This window comes from Mycobacterium sp. SMC-14 (genome assembly GCF_046250075.1).
Lineage (GTDB): Bacteria > Actinomycetota > Actinomycetes > Mycobacteriales > Mycobacteriaceae > Mycobacterium.
The window spans coordinates 4,685,260-4,711,426 of sequence record NZ_CP176429.1 but is presented as its reverse complement, the minus strand read 5'-3'; the positions used below and the strand labels follow the sequence as shown (position 1 = coordinate 4,711,426).

Annotated in this window: 26 protein-coding genes and 1 riboswitch; of the genes, 21 read left to right on the top strand and 5 right to left on the bottom strand. The window is 65.1% G+C overall.

Annotation, left to right across the window (positions count from 1 at the left end):
* Positions 1-29 precede the first annotated feature (29 nt).
* From ACKY0W_RS21855 to msrA, 12 genes are all read left to right on the top strand, one after another.
* On the top strand, positions 30-2,795 hold the full coding sequence (locus tag ACKY0W_RS21855) for a helix-turn-helix transcriptional regulator (RefSeq protein ID WP_409435801.1): 2,766 nt from the start codon (positions 30-32) through the stop codon (positions 2,793-2,795).
* Between the two features lie 455 nt (positions 2,796-3,250).
* On the top strand, positions 3,251-5,515 hold the full coding sequence (locus tag ACKY0W_RS21850; protein WP_409437886.1) for a LuxR C-terminal-related transcriptional regulator: 2,265 nt from the start codon (positions 3,251-3,253) through the stop codon (positions 5,513-5,515).
* 164 nt (positions 5,516-5,679) lie between these two features.
* On the top strand, positions 5,680-6,918 hold the full coding sequence (locus ACKY0W_RS21845) for a thiolase family protein (RefSeq protein ID WP_409435800.1): 1,239 nt from the start codon (positions 5,680-5,682) through the stop codon (positions 6,916-6,918).
* 49 nt (positions 6,919-6,967) lie between these two features.
* Complete coding sequence (locus tag ACKY0W_RS21840) at positions 6,968-7,366, top strand: GNAT family N-acetyltransferase (RefSeq protein ID WP_409435799.1); 399 nt, start codon at positions 6,968-6,970, stop codon at positions 7,364-7,366.
* 120 nt (positions 7,367-7,486) lie between these two features.
* A complete protein-coding gene (locus ACKY0W_RS21835; RefSeq protein WP_409435798.1) occupies positions 7,487-7,945 on the top strand; it encodes a DUF5709 domain-containing protein in 459 nt (152 codons plus the stop codon).
* A gap of 169 nt (positions 7,946-8,114) precedes the next feature.
* The gene (locus ACKY0W_RS21830) at positions 8,115-8,588 is read left to right on the top strand and encodes a YkgB family protein (protein WP_409435797.1); all 474 of its coding nucleotides are present in this window, start codon (positions 8,115-8,117) and stop codon (positions 8,586-8,588) included.
* Between the two features lie 15 nt (positions 8,589-8,603).
* Positions 8,604-10,013 carry a dihydrolipoyl dehydrogenase gene (gene lpdA / locus ACKY0W_RS21825; RefSeq protein ID WP_409435796.1) on the top strand — a complete coding sequence of 470 codons (1,410 nt, stop codon included), beginning with the start codon at positions 8,604-8,606 and terminating at the stop codon, positions 10,011-10,013.
* 148 nt (positions 10,014-10,161) lie between these two features.
* On the top strand, positions 10,162-10,932 hold the full coding sequence (locus ACKY0W_RS21820; protein WP_409435795.1) for an SDR family NAD(P)-dependent oxidoreductase: 771 nt from the start codon (positions 10,162-10,164) through the stop codon (positions 10,930-10,932).
* Between the two features lie 128 nt (positions 10,933-11,060).
* Positions 11,061-11,837, top strand: a complete 777-nt coding sequence (locus ACKY0W_RS21815) for an SDR family oxidoreductase (protein ID WP_409435794.1) — start codon at positions 11,061-11,063, stop codon at positions 11,835-11,837.
* A 181-nt stretch (positions 11,838-12,018) separates the two neighbouring features.
* The gene (locus tag ACKY0W_RS21810) at positions 12,019-12,789 is read left to right on the top strand and encodes an SDR family NAD(P)-dependent oxidoreductase (RefSeq protein ID WP_409435793.1); all 771 of its coding nucleotides are present in this window, start codon (positions 12,019-12,021) and stop codon (positions 12,787-12,789) included.
* Between the two features lie 37 nt (positions 12,790-12,826).
* Positions 12,827-13,321, top strand: a complete 495-nt coding sequence (msrB, locus tag ACKY0W_RS21805; RefSeq protein WP_409435792.1) for a peptide-methionine (R)-S-oxide reductase MsrB — start codon at positions 12,827-12,829, stop codon at positions 13,319-13,321.
* A complete protein-coding gene (msrA, locus tag ACKY0W_RS21800) occupies positions 13,315-13,869 on the top strand; it encodes a peptide-methionine (S)-S-oxide reductase MsrA (RefSeq protein WP_409435791.1) in 555 nt (184 codons plus the stop codon). Before msrB ends, msrA begins: the two co-directional genes overlap by 7 nt.
* Positions 13,870-14,285: 416 nt before the next feature.
* Here the strand turns inward: msrA and ACKY0W_RS21795 are convergent, their stop codons facing one another.
* Positions 14,286-15,080 carry a DUF1906 domain-containing protein gene (locus ACKY0W_RS21795; protein ID WP_409435790.1) on the bottom strand — a complete coding sequence of 265 codons (795 nt, stop codon included), beginning with the start codon at positions 15,078-15,080 and terminating at the stop codon, positions 14,286-14,288.
* Between the two features lie 194 nt (positions 15,081-15,274).
* Between ACKY0W_RS21795 and ACKY0W_RS21790 the strand changes: the two genes are divergently transcribed.
* Positions 15,275-16,102, top strand: coding sequence for a carotenoid biosynthesis protein (locus ACKY0W_RS21790; protein ID WP_409435789.1), 828 nt, complete (start codon positions 15,275-15,277; stop codon positions 16,100-16,102).
* Here the strand turns inward: ACKY0W_RS21790 and ACKY0W_RS21785 are convergent.
* Positions 16,099-17,310: a PPE family protein gene (locus tag ACKY0W_RS21785; RefSeq protein WP_409435788.1), complete on the bottom strand. Its 1,212-nt coding sequence runs from the start codon at positions 17,308-17,310 to the stop codon at positions 16,099-16,101. The genes ACKY0W_RS21790 and ACKY0W_RS21785 overlap by 4 nt on opposite strands.
* 14 nt (positions 17,311-17,324) lie before the next feature.
* Positions 17,325-17,624, bottom strand: coding sequence for a PE family protein (locus ACKY0W_RS21780; RefSeq protein ID WP_409435787.1), 300 nt, complete (start codon positions 17,622-17,624; stop codon positions 17,325-17,327).
* 289 nt (positions 17,625-17,913) lie between these two features.
* A riboswitch (M-box (ykoK) riboswitch) is annotated at positions 17,914-18,086 on the bottom strand.
* A 468-nt stretch (positions 18,087-18,554) separates the two neighbouring features.
* Between ACKY0W_RS21780 and ACKY0W_RS21775 the strand changes: the two genes are divergently transcribed.
* Genes ACKY0W_RS21775 through ACKY0W_RS21755 form a run of 5 tightly spaced genes read left to right on the top strand, consistent with a single transcriptional unit; the run spans position 18,555 to position 22,450 of the window.
* Positions 18,555-19,529 carry an acyl-CoA thioesterase gene (locus tag ACKY0W_RS21775; RefSeq protein WP_409435786.1) on the top strand — a complete coding sequence of 325 codons (975 nt, stop codon included), beginning with the start codon at positions 18,555-18,557 and terminating at the stop codon, positions 19,527-19,529.
* The gene (locus tag ACKY0W_RS21770; RefSeq protein WP_409435785.1) at positions 19,529-19,948 is read left to right on the top strand and encodes an SDR family oxidoreductase; all 420 of its coding nucleotides are present in this window, start codon (positions 19,529-19,531) and stop codon (positions 19,946-19,948) included. Before ACKY0W_RS21775 ends, ACKY0W_RS21770 begins: the two co-directional genes overlap by 1 nt.
* A 24-nt stretch (positions 19,949-19,972) precedes the next feature.
* The gene (locus ACKY0W_RS21765) at positions 19,973-20,893 is read left to right on the top strand and encodes an LLM class F420-dependent oxidoreductase (RefSeq protein ID WP_409435784.1); all 921 of its coding nucleotides are present in this window, start codon (positions 19,973-19,975) and stop codon (positions 20,891-20,893) included.
* A 28-nt stretch (positions 20,894-20,921) separates the two neighbouring features.
* Positions 20,922-21,722 carry a DUF1906 domain-containing protein gene (locus tag ACKY0W_RS21760; RefSeq protein ID WP_409435783.1) on the top strand — a complete coding sequence of 267 codons (801 nt, stop codon included), beginning with the start codon at positions 20,922-20,924 and terminating at the stop codon, positions 21,720-21,722.
* On the top strand, positions 21,719-22,450 hold the full coding sequence (locus tag ACKY0W_RS21755) for a hypothetical protein (RefSeq protein ID WP_409435782.1): 732 nt from the start codon (positions 21,719-21,721) through the stop codon (positions 22,448-22,450). The genes ACKY0W_RS21760 and ACKY0W_RS21755 overlap by 4 nt, the downstream gene beginning before the upstream one ends.
* Here ACKY0W_RS21755 and ACKY0W_RS21750 read toward each other — a convergent pair.
* The gene (locus ACKY0W_RS21750) at positions 22,400-23,017 is read right to left on the bottom strand and encodes a TetR family transcriptional regulator (RefSeq protein ID WP_409435781.1); all 618 of its coding nucleotides are present in this window, start codon (positions 23,015-23,017) and stop codon (positions 22,400-22,402) included. The two genes, ACKY0W_RS21755 and ACKY0W_RS21750, sit on opposite strands and share 51 nt — an antisense overlap.
* Entirely contained in the window at positions 22,998-23,837 is an 840-nt protein-coding gene (locus ACKY0W_RS21745; RefSeq protein WP_409435780.1) for an SDR family NAD(P)-dependent oxidoreductase, read from the bottom strand. The genes ACKY0W_RS21750 and ACKY0W_RS21745 overlap by 20 nt, the downstream gene beginning before the upstream one ends.
* 120 nt (positions 23,838-23,957) lie before the next feature.
* Here ACKY0W_RS21745 and ACKY0W_RS21740 point away from each other — a divergent pair, with 120 nt between their 5' ends.
* Genes ACKY0W_RS21740 through ACKY0W_RS21730 form a run of 3 tightly spaced genes read left to right on the top strand, consistent with a single transcriptional unit; the run spans position 23,958 to position 26,091 of the window.
* Entirely contained in the window at positions 23,958-24,824 is an 867-nt protein-coding gene (locus tag ACKY0W_RS21740; RefSeq protein WP_409435779.1) for an LLM class F420-dependent oxidoreductase, read from the top strand.
* Positions 24,821-25,315: a nuclear transport factor 2 family protein gene (locus ACKY0W_RS21735; RefSeq protein ID WP_409435778.1), complete on the top strand. Its 495-nt coding sequence runs from the start codon at positions 24,821-24,823 to the stop codon at positions 25,313-25,315. The genes ACKY0W_RS21740 and ACKY0W_RS21735 overlap by 4 nt, the downstream gene beginning before the upstream one ends.
* On the top strand, positions 25,312-26,091 hold the full coding sequence (locus ACKY0W_RS21730) for an SDR family NAD(P)-dependent oxidoreductase (RefSeq protein ID WP_409435777.1): 780 nt from the start codon (positions 25,312-25,314) through the stop codon (positions 26,089-26,091). Before ACKY0W_RS21735 ends, ACKY0W_RS21730 begins: the two co-directional genes overlap by 4 nt.
* The last annotated feature ends 76 nt before the right edge of the window (positions 26,092-26,167 follow it).

Below are 26,167 nucleotides of genomic sequence, written 5' to 3'. Positions count from 1 at the left end.
GTGTGAGCACCGCGAGGGCACCGGGGCGGATGCCCAGACCGCCGATCCGCGGGCGGGCAAGCGAGCTGAAGGTGATCGAGGCGCTGATCGGGGCGGTCGTTCAGGGACGTGGCGGAGTACTGGTCATCGAGGGGCCGCCGGGCATCGGAAAGAGCCGCTTGTTGACCGAGGTATTGGCGCTCGCCGAGAAGGCCGGCGTTCGGGCACTATTCGGCGAGGCGTTCGAGTACCAGCAGACGGTGCCATTTTTCTCGCTGTTCATGGCCACCCTGCGTGCCGATCCCCCCGTCGGTGATGCCGGGGCCTTGCGCAGTTTGGGGGGCTCGGCTGATTTCCGCTATTGGGTGGTGCGCGACCTGCAGGCCGCGATACAGACCGCCGCATCCCAGACACCGGTGGCAATACTCCTCGAAGATATCCATTGGGCCGATAACGCCACTCTGCTGGCGGTGCGTTCGCTGGCGGCGACGCAGCCCGATTCTCCGGTCCTTTGGGTGCTCACCGCTCGAACCGGCGCCGGGGGGCCGGCCGTCCGCGAGACGCTGACCGCACTGGAACATGGGGACGCCCGGCTTCTGAGGTTGGCGCCCATGACGCCGGGGGCGGTCACCGACATTGTGCAAGATGCCGTGCGAGCCAATGCGGATGTGTCGCTCCTCGGTCTGGCGGACAAAGCCCACGGCAACCCGTTTCTGCTCACGGAACTGCTGCGCGGGCTGGATGAGGAGGGCAGGCTCGATATCGACGGAGGCTGTGCCGTCGCCACCGGCGACACGTTGCCGCGACGGCTCAGCAACACCATGCAGCAACGACTCGACCAGCTCTCCGACACTGCCAGTCAAGTCGTGCGGGTGGCCGCGGTGCTGCCTGACCGGTTTTCGGTTCGACTGCTCGCCGCGATGCTAGAACGCCGACCGGCGGCCCTGGTAGCTGCGGTAGAAGAAGCAGTCCGCGCCGACCTGCTCGTCGAAGACGGGGATCAGATGAGGTTTCGTCACGATCTGCTGCGCGAAGCGACGCGGCAGTCGTTGCCTCAGTCGCTGCGCCGAGCGATGGAGCGGCAATCGGCCACCGTGATGCTGGACATGGGCGCAGCTCCCGAGGAAGTCGCAACCCAACTTGCCCGCAGCGCTGAGGCCGGCGATCGTGCCGCGATCGCCGCGCTCCGACAAGCCGCCCAGTCGGTGGCGAACAGCGATCCAAGTGCGGCGTCGGATCTGAGCAAGCGCGCGCTGGAGCTGTTGCCCGCCGACGACGCCGAGCGCGGATCCCTGGTAGGGGAAACGGTGGGGTGGCTAAATCGGGGCGGCCGCTATCGCGAGGCCGAAGAATTGGCTGACGTGGCGCTCACGGAGGCGGCGTCACCCGAGGTAGAAGCCGAGATCCGTCTCCGGCTCCCGGTGCACACCAAGCACACTGACCAGCGCCGGGTAGCGGAGAATCGGCGGGCGCTCAAGTTGAGCGGCATCAGCGACATCACCCGGGCCCGGCACATGGCGTGGCTGGCGTACAACCTGGTGTTCGACGAAGGTGGGCATCGGCGCGCGGCCGCCGACGCGGCTACCGCTGCCGCGGCAGCAACCGGTGATCTCGAGGCCACGATCATGGCCGACGTGACCCTCGCTTTGCTCGATGCTGGCGAGGGTTACACGTCCCGCGCACTACGCCGTTTCGAACAGCTCAGCGCCCTCGCCCACACGAATGAAACGGCGTTAGCGCATTCCTATGCCGGAATGTACGAGGCAAACCTGCTGGCAGTGGTCGGCCGGCTGGACGACGCGACGGCCCGAGTCGCCGACGGCATAGAGCAAGCCTGCCGGGAAGGCAACGCGATGGCCCTCGATCTGTGGGCTGTCTTCAGCGGGCTCGTCCACCTCGCTGCGGGCCGGCTGTCGGCCGCTCGAGATGCCACGGTGTCCCTTCCGCCCCCGCAGCCGACGGGGGCAACCGAGCATGACGTACTTCGCATGGTGATTCTTGCAGAGGTGGCGGCGCATACCGATGACCGGAACTTGCTGCAGCAGATGGTCAACGATGCGCGCGATGCCCACGCCACTGGCTCCGCCGGCATACGTCGAGGGTCGGCGTATGTGCTCGCGCGGGCGGCGTGGCAGCGCGACGACGTTCATGACGCGATGCGCTGGCTCGGCGACGTCATCCTACTGGCCACGCCATTTTTCCCACATGCGTTGGTTCGGCTGATCTTAGGTGCGCGGGTGGCCTCGGCCGCAGGTGATGCCGGCTTGCGCGCGCGGGTCCTTCAGGCCACCGAGGTGCTTGAGCGTGAGCGGCCCGCGCTGCCGCTGTTGGCGACGGTGGCCCGGTATGCCAGGGCGATCCTCGAACACGATGCACAGGCGTTGGTGGCTGTTGCGGAGTTGCTCCGCGCGTCGTCGCGGCCGCTTCTTCATGCCAGCGCAGCTGAGGATGCCGGGGGTGAGTTGAGTCGTGCGCAGCGCAATGCTGAGGCGCTCGATCAGCTCAATGCCGCGTTCGAGGCCTATATCGAATGTGAGGCGATCGCCGATGCCCGCCGGGTCGGTCGGGCGCTGCGGCGGTTGGGTGTCCAGCGGCGCATCGTTCTGCATTCTCGGGCGAGAACCGGCTGGGACAGTCTGACCGATTCCGAGCTGAAGGTCGTCAATCTGATCGCCGAAGGCGCGACCAACCGTTCCGTCGCGCAGGAACTGCATGTTTCTCCGCACACGGTGAAAACCCACGTGCGCAACGCCTTCGCCAAGCTCGGCGTCACGTCACGGGCCCAACTGACACAACTCATGCGCGATACAGATTGACGGTTCCGTCAGATATCGGTGTCACTAGCTCTACCCCACGCCGGCGTTAAAGATCACCCCCAGGGCGATGGTCTCGGACATGTGGTGGTGCCAAGGTAGTCAGTCAGAGCACTGTGCTTCGACGCGGCGTGGTCAGTGGCCGGAGCCGCTATAGCGAAGGGTGAGAGGAGGATGCGGTGAGCAGGTACAGCGTGAACACCACCCACCCGACCAACATCGGCTCGGCGACGGTGCACGGCCTCGTCATGTCGGACGGGCACCGCCGGCGTGCGTTTGCAGTGATCGCGCCGAACGCATCTGATTCAATGGCGGTAACGCCATCGCCGGTGGCAACGAGTCCATCCGAATCTGGAGGGAGCGACCGGGATGCCGAGAATCCGGCGTTCATCCAGGACGCGTCAGCAACGGGTTACACAGCCCTGCCACGGGATTCGGCGAGATCGCGGAGTTCGGTCATGACCGACTCCTCGGGGCACAACGACGACGATGCCGGCGAAGCAGCCCGAGCGGTCCTGCTCGACACCAAGCTGCACGTCCCAACGATCGGGCCAGAGCTTGTCCTCCGGACGGCGTTGCTGGATGCACTGTCGGCGGGCAGGAACCGCAAGCTGACTCTGTTGAGCGCGCCGGCGGGCTGGGGAAAGACGACATTGCTAGCGCAGTGGGCTGCGGGTGCTGCTGAGCACGAGCGGTTCGGCTGGCTGTCATTGGATCCGTCCGATTCCGACCCCGTGTGGTTCTGGATGTACGTGGTCGCCGCGCTGCAGAAACTCAGTCCCGAGGTGGGGGCCCGCGCGTTCGAACTGCTGGCCATGGGTGCCGATCCGGTACAGGTCGTATTGCCCACATTGCTGAATGAACTGGACAGCATCGCCGTTCCGGTGGTGCTCATCCTCGATGACTACCACTTGGTGGCAAGCCGAACTGTGGACGAGCAGCTGGCGTTCGTCATCAGCCGGATGCCGTCGAACGTTCATCTGGTGCTGGCGACCCGATCAGATCCGCTGTTGCCGCTGGCGCGGCTTCGGGCCAGTGGCGAGCTCGCCGAAGTACGAAGCGACGATCTACGTTTCAGAGCGGACGAGGTGGACCATCTGCTCAACACGGTGCTCGGTCTGAAACTACCCGATGCGGATATTCGCGTGTTGCACAAGCGGACCGAAGGCTGGGCCGCCGGCCTCTACCTCGCCGCCCTCTCGCTGGCCGGTCGTTCTGATACCGCATCGTTCATCAAGACTTTCGCTGGGGACAACCGCCATATCGTCGACTATTTGATGGCCGAGGTGCTCGATAGTCAAGCGGCGGGCATGCGCAGCTTCTTGCTTCGCACCTCGGTGTTGGGGCGCCTCAGCGGTCCACTGTGCGACGCGGTGCTGCAAACGACGGGATCGGCCTCGGTCTTGGAGACGATCGAGCGCGAAAACCTGTTCGTTGTCCCCCTGGACATGTCGCGCCACTGGTATCGGTATCACCAGTTGTTCGCAGAGCTGCTGCGCACCGAGCTGCGCCGCAGCGAACCGGATCTCGTCGCTGACCTGCACCGCCGCGCCGCGAGCTGGTTCGAGGCGGAGGGGCTCATGGATGAGGCGATCCGGCACTTCGCCGCTGCCGGTGACATCACGCACAGCGCGGAGCTGATCGCCGCGGACTGGGTCAATGAGTTCAACGGGGGCGGGCTGTCCACCGTCACGGGATGGCTTGATCTACTGCCCGACCAGACCGTTCTCCACGAGCCACGGCTGAGCGTGGCCCGCGCCTGGATCGCGTTGAGCACCGGCCGACTCGATGACGGCGCCGAGTGGACCGACGTCGTCGAGTCTGGAACCCAGCCCGACGACGAAGCTATGGCCGCTCAAGTGGTCGTGCTGCGCGCGGTCCACTCGTTCAAGACCGCTGACGTCCCAGCCGCCCTCGAACAGGCTCGCCGAGCGACCACGCTGGACCTCAGCGATGCGCCGCTGTGCCGCTCAAGCGCCTACAGCGTCTACGGCGCCGCGCTGTACTTTTCGGATAGCACTCGGGAGGCGCAGGTCGCCTTCAGGCGGGCGTGGCAGCTCGCCGAGCAGGCGGGTGATCGTCGCGCGCGAACCTACGCGCTGGGCTACCTGGCGCTGATCGCCGCCGAGGAAGGTAAGTCCGCCGACGCTGAACGTCAGATCCGTCGTGCCTCCGGCAGTTCTCGGAACCTGGCGGATGGGGAAAACTTCGTGGACGTGATGGTGTCACTTGCCGCAGCTCAACTTCTGGACATGCGCGGTGACTCGACCGCCGCGGTAACCGCCGTGGACAGGGCCATCATGGCGGCCCGCCAGGGTGGCGCGATCCTCGAGGTCGCCAAGGCGCTGTCGGTCAAGGCGGAGATCTTCGAGGGTCTCGGCGACCGCCAGTCCGCGAAGGCCGTCCTGGACGATGCTCACAACCTGGTGCGCGGTCGTGCGGACATTGGAATCGCCCCGACTTTACTCGTTTCAGGCGAACGAAGCGCCGATGCCCAGAAGCGTTCTCGTGACACGGTGAACATGGTCAACGAGGAGTTGACCCCCAAGGAGCTCGAAGTCCTTCGTCTGCTGGCCACCAGACTGTCGCGCCGTGAAATCGGTGCGAGACTCTACATCTCACTCAACACCGTCAAGACTCATCAGCGCGCCATATATCGCAAGCTGTGCGTCGAGCACCGCAGCGCGGCGGTACGGCGGGCGCGAGAGCTCGACTTGTTGTGACGGCGTACCGGGCGTCAAATCACCCGGGTGAACCGCGGTTGGGGTGATGGCGACTCACCCGGCAACGCGGCAGTCTGAGCCGACAGCAGACTTCGGCGGGCGGCGGTCCGACGGCACGCCATCGCCGTTATAGCGGGCGAGTATTGCGGCGGAAGGGAGCGCCCATGAGTGAGGCGTATGTCCTCGGCGGAGTCCGTACGCCGTTTGCGCGCTACGGTGGAGCGCTATCGGCGATTCGTGCCGACGACCTGTTGGGAATGACACTCAAGGGCGCCTGCGACCGGGTGGGCGTTCCGTTGGACGCCGTCGAAGATATTGTCGCCGGCTGTGTGAATCCCTCCCATGAGGGGATGGGCGATATCGCGCGGTGGGCCGCACTTGCAGCGGGATTTCCCGACAGTGTCGCAGGTGCGACCGTGAATCGGTTCTGCGGCTCGTCATTGAGTGCGGCGGTGAGCATCAGCCACGCCATCAAGGCCGGTGATCTGGGCCTGGGAATTGCGTGTGGGGTCGAATCGATGTCGCGGTCGGGTTGGGCGCTGATGAAAGGGGATGCGGCATTCAGCCCTCGTGGTCCGGTGCTGATGCTCGACACCATGTGGAGTGGTGCCGGTGGACCGCCGAATCCGGTATTGCTGGCCCGCAACGCCTACATCAGCATGATCGAGACCGCGCAGAATGTCGCGGACCGCTATTCGTTGAGCCGCCAGGAGATTGACGCGTATGCGCTGCGCTCACAGCGCAATGCCAAACATGCTCGCGACCGAGGGAGGCTGGCCAAAGAGATCATGCCGGTGCCGATCGCGGCAACCAAGAAGTCCGCGGCGCGTCTGGTTGAGCATGACGAGTTCATCCGTGATGACACAACCGCGGAGGCGTTGGCTGCGCTGCCGGTGCAGCCGGGAACCACGCAGATGACGGCAGCCAACTCTTCGCCCCTGAGCGACGGTGCGAGCGCGGTGTTGATCGGTTCGAACGAACGCGCAGCCGAATTGGGCGTACGCCCGTTGGCCAGAGTGGTCTCCAGCGCCATCTACGGGATCGATCCGCTGATCATGGGGATAGCTCCGGCCTGGGCGATCCCGGCGGCCATCCGGCGCGCCGGATTGACCCCGCAACAGATCGACATCTGGGAGGTCCACGAGGCGTTCAGTGCACAAGCCCTGGGAGTACTGCGGGAGTTACCCCGTCAGCTCGACGGTTTCGTCGTGCCAGACGACAAGCTCACCCCTAACGGCGGCGCAGTGGCGATCGGGCACCCGTTCGGCGCGGCCGGGGCGCGGTACCTGTTGACGTTGTCCACCGAGCTTCGGCAACGCGGTGCGCGCTACGGCGTGATCGGGATATGCATCGGCTCGGGACAAGCGGTGGCGGTCGTCGTGGAAAATCCCGAAGCCGCATAGCTTTCTGTGATTCGGCGAAATGTGATGACTGGGAAAGGAACACGTGACCATGAGCGAATCGCCGACGCCGATGGGCATCATCGAACGCAGTGCCCACGACGGATTTCAGACGCGCATCAGTGACAACGTCGAAAAGGGTCGGTTTGAGACGACCGCCGGCGACCAGGTGATCGGCTGGCAGCCCTACCGTCGCTACCGCGGCCACATCGTGTTGCTGGCCACCGAAGTTGACACGCAATGGCGTGACCGGGGTATCGCCTCGGCCCTGATCGGCGGCGTGCTCGCACTGATTCGAGGGGCCGGACATACGGTCATTCCGCGGTGCAAGATCACCGCCGACTACATTCTGCGTCACCCCGAACATCAGGACCTGGTGGCCGATCAATATCGGGTCTTGCTCCAGCCGGTGTCGCGACCCGCTGGGCCGTCCGTTTCGGACAGTGCCTAGCGGGAGACCGCCGCAGAACAACTAACGATCTCCTGGCCCATGCCGATCACCCGGGTGAACTACGAGATCGGGCGACGACAGTTCACCCGGCCGCACGGCATGCTCGCACTGTCTCTGTGAATGGAGGATGCGCTGATGGCGATTTCTGAATTCGACGATATCGAGGCGCATCTGCTCGATCCGGAGGAAAGCCTGGATTCCGAACAGACCGGCATCGATCTGGACGAAGGCTATTCTCCCCCGGAACGCCCAAGTGAACTCCGCGCCTGGGGCCTGTCGACGTGGGAAGCCCGTCACGGTGAAAGCCTGGCGCGCCGCCTGGCCTATGAGCTGCCTGACGTGGCTGACGACTGGGGCGGTGACGGTATCGGTGACAGCGTCGACAGCGCCGGCGAACCAATCGACGACCAGGTCGGCGACATGCGGGCGGGCCGACTCGTGGCTTTCGGCTTCGACCCCACCGATCCCGGTAGCGACTACCTCGCCCGTGACGTAGGCCGTGACGGCGGGGCTGCGTCGGCCGAGGAGGCCGCCATGCACATCGTCGTCGATGACGACGCTTTCGGCGCCGACGGATAGTCGCCCACGGATGGCCGAGCATGTGCACCACGGCAGGCGGCGTCTTTGCGGCCGCTCACCCGGGTGAATTGCCCGCCCGGGTGAGGACAACTCACCCCGCGTGCACCGATGGTGATGGCAACGGAAAACACCGAACGGAGAACTCATGTCACTCGACGGGGCCACCACTATGACGATCGATGGCACTGCAGCAGAACGCGCGGCCGACAAGGCGGCCGTTGTTGCCCGGTATGGGCTGGTGATCGTCATTGCTTGGTTCGGCGCGATGAAGTTCACTCATTATGAGGCAGAAGGAATTTCACACTGGGTGGCCAATAGTCCCCTGATGAGTTGGACATACAACATCATGTCGATCGATGCCTTCGGACGATTGAACGGAACTGTTGAGCTGGTTACCGCGGGATTGCTGGCGGTCAAGCCGTGGTTCCCCAAGGCTTCCGTCGTGGGCGGTGCCGTCGCCTCCCTGTTCTTCGTGACGACACTGAGTTTCATGGTCACGACGCCGGGAACCGGTGAGGATTCAGCCGGCGGATTTCCCGTCCTGTCGGCCGATGGCGAGTTCCTGATGAAGGACATCGCATTGCTGGGATTGGCGCTATGGCTGTTGGCCGACGCGATCGACGCAACCCGCCTCAGGCGATAACCGGTAGGACCTGAGATGACAACGTCGGCCGCGGACCACTACGACCTTGTCGTCCTCGGTGCGGGATCCGGGGGGTATGTCGCTGCTATCCGTGCTGCACAACTCGGCATGACCGTCGGAATCGTTGAAGAGCGTTACTGGGGTGGAGTGTGTCTCAACACGGGCTGCGTTCCTTCAAAAGCGTTGCTCCGCAATGCTGAGATTGCCTCCATCGTCACCCAGCAGGCCGAGTTGTTTGGCATCGCCGGTGACGTGACTCTCGACTACCGTCGCGCGGTGTCGCGTAGTCGCGAAGTCGCCGATGCCCGTGTTCGTGGCGTGCACTTTCTGATGCGCAAGAACGGAATCACCGAGATCGATGGACGGGGTCGATTCACCGGTCCGCGCAGTCTTCACGTGGATCTGGGCCACGGCGAAACGAAAGCCGTGACCTTCGACCACGCCGTTGTCGCGACCGGATCCCGCGTGCCGACACTGCCGGGAGTGGCTGTCAGCGACAACGTCGTCACCTACGAGCAGCAGATCCTCAGCACCGACCTACCCGAGTCCATCGTGATCATCGGAGCAGGCAGCATTGGCATGGAGTTCGGCTACATCCTGCACAGTTACGGCGTACACGTCGAGATCCTTGAGTTCGCCGATCGCGTCCTTCCCAACGAGGATCCCGACGTCTCTCGCGAGCTCCAGCGGCAATATCGCCGGCGCGGAATCACAGTTCACACATCGACCCGGGTCGACAAAGTTGTCGACCACGGCGACCACGTCGTCGTCAGCCACACCCGAGCCGACGGAACGACATCCACCGCGCGGGCCACGCGGGCGTTCATCTGCATCGGATTCGCCCCGAACGTCGAAGGAATCGGCCTCGACGCCGCGGGTGTGCGTCTCACCGCTCGGGGGGCTATCGAGATCGACGACTACATGCGTACGTCGGCGCCGCACATCCATGCCGTCGGCGATGTGACCGCCAAAGTCCAGCTCGCCCACGTGGCTTCGGCACAAGGGGTGATTGCTGCCGAAGTCATCGCGGGCGTGGAAACGATGCCGTTGGATTACCGGATGATGCCGCGAGTGACCTTCTGCCAGCCGCAAGTCGCCAGCTTCGGCTATACCGAAGAGCAGGCTCGCGCTGCCGGCTATCGAGTGTGGATCGCCACCTTTCCTATGCAGGCCAGCTCCAAAGCACACGGCCTGGGTGAACGTGGCGGCTTCATCAAGGTTGTCGCCGACGGTGCGCACGGCGAGCTTCTGGGAGCGCATCTGGTGGGCAGCGAAGTCAGTGAGCTCCTGCCCGAGTTGACGCTGGCGCAGCTGTGGGATCTCACCGCTACCGAGCTGGCACGAAACGTCCATACCCATCCGACACTCGGTGAAGGGCTCCAGGAGTGCTTTCACGCCCTGAGTGGCCACGCCATCAATCTGTAGCGCGCACTTCGCGATCGGCGCGGCAATCACCCGGGTGAACAGGAGATCAGGGTGATGACAGCTCACCCCTGGCGGCAGCAGCCTCGGTGGTGACAAGCCAACTGGGACCGTCGGCGCCGCCGGCAGAACCAGGAAGGAACGCGAGAAGATGCATTTCTCTGCCAAGAAGGTCATTGTTGTCGGCGGCAGCGCGGGTATCGGGCGGCAGGTTGCGACCGATGTCGTCGACCACGGCGGCAGTGCAGTAATCGTCGGACACGCGAAATCCCGCGTCGAAGACACCGTCGCCGAGTTAACTGGCAGGGGTGGCCAGGCCTGGGGCATCGTCGCCGAGCTGACAGATCGCACCGCCGTCGCTGACGTGCAGCGCGCGCTGTCCACAGATCACAACGATGCGACGCTGCTCGTCAACGCTGCCGGATTCTTCATACCCAGGCCCTTTCTCGAGTACGACCCTCAGTTCTACGACTCCTACATGGAGATCAACTACGGCTTGTTCTTCCTGACCCAGACGGTCGTCGCCGGCATGGTTTCCCGCGGCGAGGGCGGCTCCATCGTCAACATCGGCAGCATGTGGGCGCACCAGGCCATCGGCAAGACACCCTCGGCTGGGCACTCCATGCAAAAGGCCGGGCTGCATGCACTCACTCACAATCTGGCCATCGAGCTTGCCGGGCAAAAGATCCGCGTCAACGCGGTGGCGCCGGCCGCGGTAAAGACCCCCGCACTCGAGCGATGGGTTCCGAAGGACGAGATCGCCGCCACGCTGGAGACTTTCGCCCCGTTTCATCCGCTGGGACGAGTCGGAACCCCAGCTGACGTCGCCAACGCGGTCACCTATCTGCTTTCCGACCAGGCCAGCTGGATCACCGGAGCCGTCCTCAACGTGGACGGCGGCGTTATGGCAGGACGCAACTAACCCGCGCGTCGACAAGATATCCCGAACTGTGCCGACGCTTCGGCCTGAGGTTTCCCGGCGAACGCATCCGATGGCCCCGGAGGATTCGGAACTGCATTCTTAGTCAACGCAACTGTGAAAGGTTCATCATGAAGGTCGTCGTCGTCGGAGGACGTGGGCTGATCGGCTCGAAGGTGGTCTCCAAACTCAGCGTGCGGGGACATGACGTGATCGCCGCTTCACGCCGATCAGGCGTCGACGCGCTCAGCGGTGAAGGCCTCGCTGACGCTGTCGCCGGTGTGGATGTCGTGGTCGACGTCGCCGACTCGCCGCTGTTCGACGATGAACCGGTGATGCACTTCTTCACGGCCGCCACGGCCAATCTCCTTGCCGCTGAGCGGGGAGCGGGGGTAAAGCTCCACGTCGCATTGTCGGTGGTCGGTGCGCAAAGCATGCCAGACAGCGGATACAACACCGCGAAAGCAGCCCAGGAGAAGCTGATCAAGGAGTCGGGACAACCCCATTCCATTGTGCGAGCAACTCCGTTCTACGAATTCGCTGTTGGCCTAGCCGATTCCGCGACGGAAGGAGACCTCGTCAGGCTGCCGCCGGCGTTGTTCCGGCCCATCGCCGGCAGTGATGTCGCAACCGCGGTGGCCGGCGCGGCTATCGGGCGCCCTATCAACGGAATAACGGAGATCGCTGGGCCGGAGGCAATCGGGATGGACGATTTTGTCCGCGCGGGCCTTGTCGCCAATGGTGATCGACGTCAGGTCGTGACCGACGCGAGAGCGCGCTACTTCGGCGCGCTGATCGACGATGACAGTCTTGCTCCCGCCGCTGACGCCACCATCTTCTCTACGCGATACGCCGACTGGCTGGCCACACATGCCGGTCGCTACGCCCACAGGCCACCACAGGACTAGCGAGCCGCCCAGCCCCGAAGTTCAGACATAACTGCCAACCACCCGGGTGACGACGGCCCCGGGGTGATGACACGTCGCCCCGATCGGCCGCAACCTCGAACAGGAGCGAACCGCGCGGCGACTGCGAAGCCAGCCTGCGCCGACCGGCGGGCGCCAGACCGAATAGAAAGGAAGTCAGGACATGCACTTCGAAGCCGAGAAGGTCATCGTGGTCGGCGGCAGCGCGGGAATGGGACGCCAAGTCGCGTTCGACGTCGTCAACCACGGGGGTCAGGCGGTGATCATCGGACGCTCCAAGGCACGAGTCAACGACACCGTCGCGGAGCTGAGCAGCCGGCGTGAAGCGGTTTGCGGAATCACCGCTGAGCTGACGGATCGTGCCGCTGTCGAAGATGTCCGGCGTGTGCTGTCGAGCGAGCACGGCGACGCCACGCTGATGGTCAACGCCGCGGGATTCTTCGTCCCCAAGCCGTTCCTCGAGTACGACCCGCAGTTCTACGACTCATATCTGGATCTGAACTACGCGCTGTTCTTTCTGACGCAAACGGTGGTATCGGGCATGATCGCCACGGGCCGGGGAGGATCGATCGTCAACATCGGCAGCATGTGGGCACATCAGGCCATTGGGCTGACCCCATCGTCGGGCTACTCCATGCAAAAGGCCGGGCTGCACGCCCTCACGCGCAATCTGGCGATCGAACTCGCTGAACACAAGATCCGCGTCAACGCCGTGGCGCCGGCCGTCGTCAAGACCCCACTGTATGAGGGATTCCTCCCCATGGACGAGATCGACGCCACCCTAGCGACATTCGCGCCGCTTCATCCGCTGGGAAGAGTGGGCACACCCGCTGACGTAGCCAGCGCCGTCACCTATCTGCTCTCCGAGCAGGCGAGCTGGGTCACGGGGGCAATTCTCAATGTCGACGGAGGTGTAATGGCGGGCCGCAACTAGCACGCTGACCGACTGTCCATCCAACCAAGGAGCGCATATGCCCAACGAATACCGTAAGGATCAAGCCGCGATCGACGCGTTGAACGCTGATCAGTACCACGTCACCCAGGAGAATGGGACCGAGCGCCCGTTCTCGGGAGAGTACTTGGCCAATAAGGAGCCAGGCATTTACGTCGACATCGTCTCCGGCGAACCGCTGTTCGCCTCGCTCGATAAGTTCGACAGCGGCACGGGCTGGCCCAGCTTCACCCAGCCTATCGACGCGGACAACGTCGTGGAGAAGCGTGATCGGAGCCATTTCATGGACCGTACCGAGGTGCGATCCGCGTGCGGAAACAGTCATCTCGGCCATGTATTCCCCGACGGCCCAGGCGAAACCGGATTGCGCTACTGCATCAACTCGGCTTCCCTGCGGTTCATCCACCGTGACGACCTTGAGGCCGAGGGCTACGGGCACTACGTGAAGCTGTTCGCCAAGCCGGCGCCGACAGGCCGCGAGGCAGCGGACGCAAGTGAGCGCCGGTCATGGTAGAGCGCGACAAGGTTGCGGTCCTGGCCGGTGGATGCTTTTGGGGCGTACAAGATCTGATACGGGAACTGCCGGGTGTGGTCTCAACCCGAGTCGGCTATACCGGAGGGCGGAACGCGCACCCCACCTACCGCAACCACCCCGGACATGCCGAAGCGATCGAGATCACCTACCGTCCGGACAAGACCGACTACCGGATGCTGCTGGAGTTCTTCTTCCAGATCCACGACCCCACCACGAAAAACCGCCAGGGGAACGACGTCGGCAGCAGCTACCGATCGGCGATCTTCTATCTAGACGATGACCAGCGCCGGACTGCGCTGAAGACCATCGCCGACATCAACGAGTCGGGACTGTGGCCCGGCAAGGTGGTTACGGAAGTGAGCCCGGCCGGCGAGTTCTGGGAGGCGGAGCCGGAACACCAGGACTACCTGAGACGTCACCCGGGTGGCTATACGTGCCATTACGTTCGGCCCGATTGGACGGTGCCACCCCAGGCTGATTCCCGGGCGGCACACGCGATCGGAGACGGCGTCATCGGAGGTGGTTGATATGGCAAGAGTGCGAAGAAGGTTCGGCGCAACGACTGCATCGCGACCCGCGATTCGCCATGCATCGACCGAATCCCACGCCCACTGCGACGGTCCGGTCTCCTCGGATGCGGAGATGGCCTGGCTGCTCGCAGACACGACAGACTGTCTGGCCAGCGCGGACCGTACCCGATTGTTCGTTGAACTAGGCTGTGGGGAAAGCTATCTCGCCATCGAACGTATCCTCAAAGCCCAAGTGTCGGAACAGGTCGCGTTACCTTACGCGGTGCTGGCCAAGCTGACCCATTGGCTGAACGGCCACGCGGGCAGCCCAGAAGAACCGTGCTTGCGGGAGCTGGTCAGCGAAATCCTCCGCCAGCGGCGCGAGGCGCATTGCCAGCCCGGTGACAGTGCCGTGTTGCCGGTGGTTTACGGCCTTACGGATGTAGATTCCACTGGCCGCAGTCCTGGGCCAGGACGTCGCTGACGTCGACTTCGATCCCGCCGACGATCGGTCCCGGGTTCGAGGCGGTACTCACTATCCGCTGGTAAAGCACAGCCCCGGGGTCGATCTGACCACGCGACCAGGATCGGGTCTGCCAGGCCCACCGCTTACCGGGTGTGCGTGAGACCCCGATGACACCGTCTTCGGCCGCCCACTGGCATGGTCTGATGCCGCCATAGATCCCGGTGCGCTGTACGCCGATCACCGAATTAATTCCTTTAAACCATTGCAATGCCACGGTATTCCAGGTGTTGCGGTCGATGTCGTCGTCGACGCTGAAGAAGACCGGTGCGCTTTGGCCCCCGCCGGCTGCGGTGTGCAGTTGCCAGGCGGTGCGCGCATCGGCGACCCCACCGGGGTATCCGCGGGTGAAGTCCGACGGGGCCGTCCCGCCGGGTTTGCCGTACTGAAAGTTGCTGACGATCACCAGCCCCGCGGCGGTCAGTGACTCGGCGTAGGGCCGGGTGATCGGCTTGGCACCGAAGTTGGAGCCGGGCCGCGACGTCGACACGTAGTTGATGACGCCGGCGTGGCCGGCGGCCCGGATGTCCTGCGCCGGAATCTGGCGCATGGCGTAGTCGATGAGCGTGGGCGCCGCGGCCGAAGCCGTCGGTGCGCCGGCGGACGCGGCGCCCAGTCCGGTGAGTGCCGCTGCGGATGCGTACCGCAGTGCGTCACGTCGGGAAACATGGTTCCGAGGGCGGGAAGTCCGCGGAGAGTCAGGCACGGCCCGATGTTAACAATGTGACTGCTGTTAACGGTGCTGCCCGCGCCGAGAGCGCCCGGCCGTCTTTCCGCGAATATCGCCGGGTCGTCCGGAAAGCGGGCCATCGCCAGCTACGGGAAAGCTACGATGCGTCGGTGTCGACGCCCGTGAGCAGCACGTTGTCAGCGACTCCGCGTGGGTCTGGGGCCAGGAGGGTGATCACCGGCTGGTGCCTTGTAGCGATCTGGCTCGCCGCGACGGTAACGGCTGCTCTGAGTGCCGGATCATCGATATCTCCTGTGGCCGAGGCCATCTCGGGTGCCTCGTTGCTCGTGTTCGTGTTGCTCCATACGCTGACGCTCTACAAGCCCGTCGGAGCCGCCGCCTACTTCGCCATCGCGGTGACCGTGGGTTTCGGTCTCGAGGCGTGCAGCATCGCGACCGGCTTCCCGTTCGGCTTCTACGTCCATTACTTAGAGGGTCCCCGCGCGCTCGGCGTGCCGTTCACCGTTGTGGCGGCCTGGGTGATTCTGGCCTGGCTGGCCTGGATTCTGGCCCGGGTGCTTGTGGGGGAGTGCCGGAGTCGCCGCCTATACGTGATCGTGACGCCCATCGTCGCCACCCTCGTCGTCGCCGGTTATGACCTGGTGATCGATCCGATCGGGGCCTACGCGCGTCACCTGTTCTCCTATCGGTCACCCAGTGGGGTTCTGGGCGTGCCGTTGAGTAACTACACCGGTTGGTTGATCACGGGATGGCTGCTGTTCCAGACGTTCGCCTTGATCGAACGCCGGTGGCGACGGGAACCCACTTCCTCAACCCGATCTGCGCTGCTGATGCCGGCCGTCGTCTGGTTCGGCATGGGCCTGCAGGTGAACCTCGGACTGTTGCGTGCCGGCGACGCCACGACGACCATTGCCGGCACGCCCGTCGCACTGGCTGATATCTACGAGACGTGCTCCGAGATAACCTGGTTCATGATGGGCTTGGTGGTAGTCCTCAGCGTGGTCCGGTTGGCCGCCACCGACAGCAGGGCCAGCTAACCGACCACGACGGGCCGCGGCATCACGGTCAGCTTGACGCCGTAGCGCGGCGTGCCGAGCCCGTAGCTGCCGTTGCGGCCGCCCCCACCAGGAGGAATCGGGGGAGGCATGGCGGTCATCGACCTGCTTTCCGGGGCGACGGTCCATCCGCTACCGGTCCCGGCGACGGGAGCACCCGTCGGGACGGACGCCGCCCAACTGGGTGGCGCCGACAACGAACCGACCAGGGTGGCCCGGCCCACTCCAGCAGCCACCGGTGAGCTGCTGCCACCGGCAGCAGCGCGGGCGGCGGTCTCCAGCCCACCGGTGGCCGTCGATGCCAGCGTCATACCTGAGCCGGGGCCCATTCCGCCACGTGCCAGGGCAGCCGTGCCGCCATCCATGCCGCGTGCCAGGAACCCGAGTGTGGCCAGTCCGGAAAAGCCCTCGATGTTGCCGCCGGGGTCGAAAATACCGGTTGCGGCGATGGTGTTCCACAACTGGGCATTGATGTTCAAACCCGAACCGTCATCGTGGCCCCACGTTCCGTCGAAGAGGCCATCGAAGAACTTCGTCCAGTGCCAGTCCGGATCCGTCGGACGCGTGCCCTCCGCCGGCGACGCCATGTTCCGCAACGCATTGGGCAGCTGGGCGTGAGCATCCGTGGGGTCTACACCACCGGCGGCCGGCCCACCTTCGTCCTGATGGGTGGTTTCGGGAGCATCGGCGAAGGGGATCAATTGCGTGGCAGTGGCCGAAGCCGCGGCGTAGCCGTACATCGCCACGGCGTCTTGCGCCCACATCTGGCCGTAGCGAGCTTCAGCGGCGGCAATGGCGGCGGTGTTCTGCCCCAGAGCGTTGGTCTTGACCAATGACGCCAACAGCACACGGTTGGTCTCGATCGCCGCCGGTGGCACCGTCATGGCGTGGGCACAGGCGTACGCTTCGGCCGCCGCGTAAGCCTGCGCCGCGGTCTGCTCCGCTTGCTCGGCGGTCAGGCTCAGCCACAGAAAGTAGGGCTCCGCCGCCGCCGCCATCGCCGATGCGGATGGCCCCGACCACCCTTGACTGGACAAGTTCGCCACCAACCATTCGAAAGATGTTGCAGCCGAACGTAGTTCCGCGGCCAGCAGGTTCCAGGATGCCGCGGCGGCCAGCATAGGTCCTGATCCTGCTCCCGCATACATGCGCGCCGAATTGATCTCTGGTGGCACCGATCCGTAGTCCATTGTCCCAAACCCTTTCAGTAGACCGAGATGACGTTCGCAGCGTCGGTCGCTGCGTATGACTGCGCGCTGCGCTGCAGTGTCTTCACAAACATCTCGTGCACTACCGCGGCGCGCTTGCTGATCACTTGGTACATCTGTGCGTGCCGTGCGAACTGAGCTGCGGTGAGCGCAGAGACCTCGTCGGCGGCGGCCGGAATAACGCCGGTGGTCGGTGCTGCGGCAGCGGCGCTCTGCGCGGCCACCGTCTCTCCGACACCGCGCAGATCAGCCGCTGTCGCGATCAGTTCTTCGGGAAGTGCGGACACAAAAGACATAGGGGACTCTCCTTCGAGAGGACATGACGAATTACACTGCTACACCTGAGCATTCGCGCGCCAAAGGAGCGCGGGTCCACGATGCGGACAGCGCTGATGCGGTGCGGGCGAACCGATTCAGAAGGTGAAAGCGGCGCCGGGGCAGGATTCGAACGAAATGGTCGTCGATCTCGGATAGGGACTATCGCTCGGACTCAATGTCGCTCTCACCTCCTCACGGCCAGGGCACACGGGGATGCCGTTGTGGCGGGCACAGCGGGACAAACCGAACCAGCGCAGAGTCGGCCGGACGGCACCCCTCTCGACAGAGTTTTGGCACTGCACGGCGTATCCAGTCATAAGCCGAAAGCCACTTGGGCTCAACCCTTAATCCGGGAAGAGCTGTCCTGACCCTGGGCGTCTCTCGACGTTTGAGGTCAGTGGCCTGTATCCGTACAGACGCCTCACCTAGCGAGGTGCGTTCGCGGCCATGGTGGCACCAATGTTGGTCAGAGTCAACTCGAATGAACAGCCCAGCGACCCAAAATGTGTTGCCCCAAATCAACATTGTGCATTGGAATCAGTTGTGCGCTCGGCATATTCGCGGTACCGAAAAGTTTGCCCGTCGGAGGAAAGCCAGCCCTAGTAAGAACTTCGTGGCGACGGTGTTAGCGAACTATAAGAAATACCAACGCTTCCCGTTGGCCACGCGCCGATCGGATGGCAGATCCTGGTCGTAGGACGCCGATTCGATGAATCAGAACGGTGAGGCCTCGGCGATCTTCGGAGTGTCTGTGGTCGATCTCTGCGCAGCTGGTCGCTCGAGCGGCGTGAGGGCCATGCCCTTGACCTGAGTCACCGGCCTTTACTTAAATGGGCTAGCAGTCACATCACCGGCTACCCGAGTCGGCAGTCCGCCGCGGACGGGCCACAGCGGGTGAGGAGGAACTTGTGCAGACGTCGGCGTCCGAGGTCTCCGCCCACTCCGATTACAGTGGTCCGCTGCTCGGCTCTGGCAGCCCACTGGAACGAGCCACGCTCGATGCGTTGGACAGGCTGCAGCAGGTGCTGACCCTGCAACCTTCTGGCGCCGACCGTTTCCTGGCGGACAACGAGGCCGGCCGGTTCGGCCGGATCTTCGGCGGCCAACTCATCGCCCAGGCGATGGCAGCAGCTGCGGCGACGGTCCCCGAGCTCACGGCCCATTCGATCCATGCATCGTTTCTGCGGCCCGGCGACTCAGCGGTACCTCTGGAGATCGCCGTCGACCGCACTCGTGATGGGCGCACCATGTCCGCACGGCAGGTCACCGTGCAGCAGGGTGGCCGCACCCTCATGGTGGCGACGGTGTCCTTCGACACCAGCCCCGACAGCACGGACGCCGCCTCCGCGCCCCTGCCGGGAGCCGAACCTGAAGCGCTTCCACTGCTCCAACACTGGGTGCAACACGCTCCGCCGTACCTGGCCGGGCGGGGAGCCACCTGGATCGAACGGCCCCCGCCGCTGGAAGTCCGCACCGCCGAAGCGCCCGTCTTCCTCGGCGGTGCACAGGCGCCGGGTCCGCGGGCGCATTGGATGCGACTGCCGCGCAGGATCGACGGCGACTCGCAGCTACACGCCGTGCTGCTTGCCTATGCCAGCGATTACCTCCTGGTGGACACCGCGTTTCGTGCCCACCCGCAGCCGGTCGACCATGCCACGCACACCGGCCTGACCCTTGATCACAGCGTGTGGGTGCACCGCCCAGTCCATTTCGATCGATGGCACCTCTATACCCAGCACACGGTGGCCACGGCCGGACACCGTGCCCTGGTGCACGGCACCATGGTGGACGTCACGGGCCGCCATGTGGCCAGTACCGCCCAAGAAGTCCTCGTCCGGCCGATCGCCGAGGCACAAGGACGGCAGAAACCCGAGGGCCAGTAGTGGTCCTGCGCAGAGAGGCGTCGACACTCGAAGGACGCGTAGCCGTCATCACCGGGGGCGGTTCGGGGATCGGCCGAGGTATCGTGGAGACTTTCGCGGAGTTCGGCGCCCGGGTGGTGATCTGGGAACGCGACACCCAAGCGGCCCGGGCAACCGCGAAGCTGGTCGGCGGTCACGCCTGCGCAATCGATGTCCGCGACCCTGATCAGGTCGATGCGGCACTGGCAGAAACCCTTGCCACGGTGGGCCTGCCGACGGTATTTGCGGGCGCTGCAGTATTTCTGGCCGGCAGCCTGAGTTCGTACGTGACGGGTCAGGCGCTGCATGTCGACGGCGGAACGCACGCTGCGGGTGGCTGGTACCACCATCCCGACAATGGCGACTACATTCTCGGTCCGTCGCGGCCGACGACCACTTAGCAACTCCACGCGAAGGAGAGCCGGATGCGGTTCGCGTTCACCTACCCGATCATCACCCATCCTTGCGATACCGAGCTGGTCTCGGCGCAGGGGGTGACCGCCGTTGCGCGGGCCGCCGAAGCCGCCGGGTTTGACGCCATGGGTTTCACGGACCACCCGGCGCCGACCCAGCGCTGGCTCGATGCCGGCGGCCATGACAGCCTTGACCCCTTCGTGGCGATGGGGTTCGCCGCGGCGCACACCGAGAAGATCCGGTTCGTTCCGAATGTCGTCGTCCTGCCGTACCGCAATCCGTTCGTGGTGGCGAAAGCGTCTGCGACACTGGATCGTTTGTCGGGGGGAAGGTTCACTCTGGCCGTCGGCGTGGGCTACCTCAAGGGTGAGTTCGCCGCTTTGGGGGTGGACTTCGATGAGCGCGCGGCCCTGGTCGAAGAGAGCCTGGATGTCATCCGAGCCATCTGGACCGGCGACGACGTCTCATTCGAGGGGCGGCATTTTCGCGCTCGCGGGATCACCGCGCATCCGCGACCGGTCAGCAGGCCCCATCCGCCGATCTGGATCGGCGGCAACACCGGCAGAGCTCGTCAGCGGGTGGCGACGCGGGGTGAGGGCTGGGCGCCGTTCCCGGCGCCGCCCGGTCTGGCCAGTACCGCCCGCACCGCCGAGTTGAGTTCCGTGGAAGCGCTGGCAGCAGGCATCGACGATCTGAAACGGCGCTGCGACGAAGCCGGCCGTGACTGGTCGACCATCGACGTCTGCTTCTCGAACCTTGTCGGCGGTCGTCTCGGCTACCACGACTTCGATCCCGGCGCCTATCTGGACGGGCTGGGCCGGCTGGCAGAGGTCGGCGTGACCTGGGTGCAGGTCGCCATTCCCGGCGACAGTCTCGGTCACGCGGTGCAGGCCCTAGGCCAGTTCGGCGAATCCGTGATCGGCGCGTTCTAGGTACTTCAGGCCGGTACCCTTGCCAGTTGTGACGCGTTCCGCTTCGCGGCGCGACGTGCTCAGGTATGCCGCGTTACTGGGCCCAGCACTGGCCCTGCCCGGCGCCCTCGGGGCGACGGTCGGCGCTGCGCGGGCCGGTGCGGACGGGCTGCAGGTCATCGATTTCGCCCACCGGCTGGTGTCGCCCGAACAGATCAAGGCCGCCGGATTCGACGGGGCGCTGGTCTACGTCTCCGAGCTCCGGCCGGGCGCCACCTTCGACTTCAAGCCCGTCACCCGCGACTATGCCGATGGGCTCCGCGCCGCCGGGCTGCAGGTCGCCAGCTGCTACCAGTTCGGCAAGCCAGGCTGGACGCAGTCGCCATCGGACTTCACCAGGGGCTACGACGGCGGCGTGGCCGATGCGCAGACGGCGCTTCGGCTGCATGCCGCGGCCGGTGGACCGCCGTCAGCGCCGATCTTCTTCAGCGTCGATGAGGACATCGACGCCGCAGCATGGAAGAGCCTGGCGGTCAAATGGTTTCGCGGAATCAATTCCGTACTGGGTGTCGACCGCACGGGAATATACGGCGGTGCCCGGCAATGCACCTGGGCGATCAACGACGATGTGATCGGGAAATCGACCAGCCCGGGTCACCGGTGGGCATGGCAGACCCGGGCATGGTCGCACGGAGACCGCGAAACGGCAGCCGTACTCTTCCAACGAGAAATCGTTACCGCGACCGAGCCGGGTTTCGTCATCGACGGCGCGCACGTGGACGTCAACGACGTCCTCGCCGCGGACTTCGGTCAGTGGGACCTCACCCGACAACAGGGGGAACTTTCGTGATCGGCACATCCTGGGACGCACCACGAGTGGCCCGGTGGTCCGGCATACTAGGCGTCTTCCTGCCCGCGACCACGTTGCTGGCCTATCCGATCTGGTCTTTCCCGGGGACCCGAACGCAGTCGATCGACGTGGCGCGGTGGGCCGCGGCTCACCACGACCGGTTAGTCGTGGCGATGGCGCTCAATACCGTCGGCGTCGCGCTCTTGTTCGTCTTCGGCGCCGCGGTGTGGGCGTACCTACGGGATCGCGTTCCCATGAAATCGATCCTTCCGACCTGTTTCGCCGCGGGATTCATCGGCTGCCTGACCCTGCTGCTCAGCGGGTTCACGGCCTTTGACCTCCTGCTGTACCGGCGCCGCAGTGCCGACGCGGCGTCAATGCTCTACGACCTGACGTTCGGATTGCTGGCCATGTCGGGGATGCCCCTGGTGGTGGCGCTGGGCGCATTCGTGATCTCGGTGTATGCCCGGCAGGCGTTGCCGGCGTACGCCGGGCACCTCGCGCTCGCCGCCGCGGTGGTCCATCCGGCGCTGCTTCTGACGTTCGTCTTCCGCACCGGCCCGCTGTCGCTGGAGGGATTCGCGATCACCGCAATGCCGGCGTTCTTGTTCGCGTGGATCCTCGGGACCGCGCTGGCGATGCCACACTCCAGCGATAGCGCCACGGCGAGTCCCGCGTCAGCGCAGCGGCGCGGGCCCGGCGTGCGCACCACTACGCCAGGGCGCTAGCAGCAGCTCGCAGGCGCGCCGCATGTCGCGTTCGGCCTGCGCAGGGGTCGTTTCACCCATCACCGCCCAAGACAAGATCCCGTAGGCGCACTGCTCCACCAGGAGCGCCAGTTGGGTGTCGGGCGGTGTGGGCCGGGAGATTCCGGCGACGGCCAAGATGTTGGCGCGCAGGTCGAAGTCTCCGGTTGCAGTCGATTCGGATCGCCGGGCATTGACCGAGGTGATCATTGCGCGTGCCAGCCGTGGGCGCGCGAGCATCGATCGGCAGACGCCGACCATGAGATCGGTGACGTCCGTAGCCGGACAGCCCGTCAGCGGCTGCGAAGGACCGGCAGTCTGGGTGTAGTGCAACAACAAGGCGCTGAACAAATGATGCTTGGTCGGGTAGTAGCGGTAGACGGTCGCGATCGACACCGCTGATTGATCGGCCACATCCTGCATCCGGACGGCCTCCAGGCCGTCGCGGGAACCGAGTCGGGCCGCGGTGGCAAGGATGCGCTCACAGCGTTGTCGTTGTGCGGGCGTATTGGGGGTGGCGGCTTCGCGCTCAACCGGCGGGCGGGGCATCAGTGCCTCGGGGGGCCGCTGCGAGCAACTTCTGCATCAGCCGATGCGAGGCGAGCACCGCTTCGGCGCGATCCGCGGTGGCGTGCAGGGCGGGGCTGTCGGCGTGGGCCGAGATGACGTGCACCGGTCCGCGGGAGAGCTGGTCGAGGCCTTCACGGGCGACATCGGCCGGATCGGACACCCGCAGCCCCGGCACGTCGAAGTTGAGGCCGGCCCGTGCCATGGCCGGCGTCCTGGTCACACCGAGCACCAACTCCAGGACGTGCACGTTGTGGTCGCGCAACTCCAACCACAGGCCCTCGGTGTAGATCCGGCTGAACGCTTTCGCGCCCCCGTAGACGGTCTGCCGCGTCGAACCGAGATACCCGGTCAGCGACCCGACCAGCAGCAGACCACCGCGCCGCCGGACCCGCATCGGCCTGCCAAAATGGTGGATCAGCGCCAGCGGTGTCCGCACGTTCAGGTCGAGGACGCGCTCGAAGGCAGCCGGATCGCCGTCGAGGAACTCAGCGCTGTGGGTGTTGGCTCCCGCGTTGTAGATCAGCAGCCCCACCTCGACGTCCGACGTTGCCTCGCTGATCCGCGTGACGGCATCGGCGGCGGTCAGATCCAGAGCGAGCTCCCGGACGTCAACGCCGCGCGCCCGGCACCGATCCGCGGTGTCGCGCAAGGGCTCTGATTTGCGAGCGATCAGGACCAGATTGATACCGGCCGCGGCCAGCTCGAACGCGAACTCGGCGCCGACACCTTCCGAGCCTCCAGCGATCACAGCCCAGGGGCCGTACTGCTGCGCCCATTCGGGTTGATCACCGCTGGACAAGAGACACCTCCGTAACTAAAATTCATTCTAGTTTTATCAAACGAGGCTACCTCACCCTCGTGGCGCAACGGAAGGCGCAGAGTCAATGCGATACAACGGTCACCGGAATCGGCCCTGCTGATGCGGCTGGGTTTGGCCACGCCGGTCGTCATCCAGATCCCCGGTGTGGCATCGAGCTGGGAAGCCGAGGGCAGTGTTGACGACCTTGGCCGGATCGCCTCGGACGCCGACGAACTCGGGTTCGCCTACCTCACCTGTTCGGAACATGTCGCGGTTCCCGCCGAGGCCGCGGCCGGCCGCGGGGTGACCTACTGGGATCCGTTGGCCACCTTGTCGTTTCTGGCCGCCCGCACCCATTCGATTCGATTGGTGACATCGGTTGTGGTGCTGGGCTATCACCATCCGTTGGAGATCGCCAAACGCTACGGAACCCTGGACCGGCTCAGCGGTGGTCGGCTGACCTTGGGTGTCGGAGTGGGGTCGCTGCGGGAGGAGTTCGACCTGCTCGGTTGCGCGTGGGAAGACCGCGGTGCCCGGGCCGATGACGCGATGAAGGCATTGCGGGCATCGCTGTCGACCACCCGCCCCGCCTATCACGGCACCTTTTATCGGTTCGACTCGATGATCGTGCAGCCCTGCGCCGTGCAACAGCGGGTACCGATCTGGGTGGGTGGACGCACCCGGCGCTCGCTTCGAAGGGCGGTGGGCCTGGGTGAGGGCTGGACGCCATTCGGTCTCACCATCGACGAACTGGTGAAACACCTTGACGCGGTGGACCTGCCGGACGAATTCGCAGTCGTCTTGTCGACGCCCCCGCTGGATCCGATCGGCGCCCCGCAGCAAGCCGTCGATCGGATCGGCAGATTGACCGACGTCGGCGCGACCGATGTCAGCTGCGTGATCTCGGCCCGTTCGGCGGCGCACTTCCGCGACCAGCTGAGCGCACTCGCCGAGCTGGCCGACCTACCGCGTCCGGGGCGACGATGAGCGAACAGCGGCTGACCGACCTAGAGCGGCGTCTGCAGCAGATCGAGGACGAGCGCGCCATCGAGCGGCTGATCGCGTCTTATGGACCGCTGGTGGACGCCGGTGACCCCGAATCGACCGCAGCCCTATGGCATCACGACGGTGTCTACGACGTCGAGAACTGGCTGATGAGCGGCCGCGAGCAGATTGCGGCCATGGTGCGCTCGCGTGGCCACCAGGATCTGATCGCTCGAGGATGTACGCACTTTCTGGGCCCGGCGGTGGTCACCGTGGCTGGCGACGAAGCGGTCGCGGTGTGTGAGTCGACGCTGCTGGTCAAACAGGGCAGCGAGTTTCGCGTCGCGCGGGGCGGCGCCAACTACTTTCACCTCAAGCGGGTGGCCGACTCGCCCGGGCAGTGGCAGATCGTCAAGCGGATCACCCGCATGCTCGATGGCGCCGCCCAGAGTCGGGAGTTGTTGACCGACGGCATGGCGGGACGAATCCGATGACGCCGGTTCTGAGTGGGAGAACCGCCCTGATCACCGGCGCGGGCGCCGGCATCGGTGAGGGGATCGCACGACGATTCGCCGAAGAGGGCGCGCATGTCGTGGTCGCCGAGCTCGACGAAGAGTCTGGGCGTAGCGTGGCCGCGTCGGTCGACGGGCTCTACGTGCCGATGGACGCAGCAGATCGGGCAAGCGTCGAAAACGCTGTGGCGGAAGCAATTGCGTCGTACGGGTCGATCGACATCCTGGTCAACAACGCATGGGGTGGTGGTGCGCTCGGCCGTGTCGAGCACAAGACCGATGCCCAGCTCACCGGGGCACTCGCTGTCGGCTACATGGGCCCTTTCTGGGCTATGCGAGCCGCTCACGCCGACATGAAGGACCGCGGCTGGGGCCGAATTATCAACATGTGCAGCCTCAATGGAGTCAACGCCCACATCGGGACCCTGGAATACAACGCCGCCAAAGAAGCGCTGCGTGCCCTGACCAGAACCGCCGCTCGTGAATGGGCGCCGAACGGCATCACCGTCAACGCGATCTGCCCAGCGGCCAAGAGCAAGCAGTTCTACCAGGCGATGAGTGAGCACCCCGAACTGGAACCGTTGGCCGACGCGATGAATCCGATGGGACGTATGGGCGATCCGTACGAGGACATCGCACCGGTTGCGGTGTTCCTGGCCGCCGACTCATCCCGGTATCTCACCGGCAACACACTTTTCGTCGACGGCGGAAGCCACATCAACGGCGTGGCCTGGGCGCCGAGCCTGCCAGACAGTTAGCTGCCGCGAGGTAGCCGGAACCGTCCTTCACTACTCGGCGGCTAGACTGCGCGCAAAAGCGTCTATCCGCCGGCAC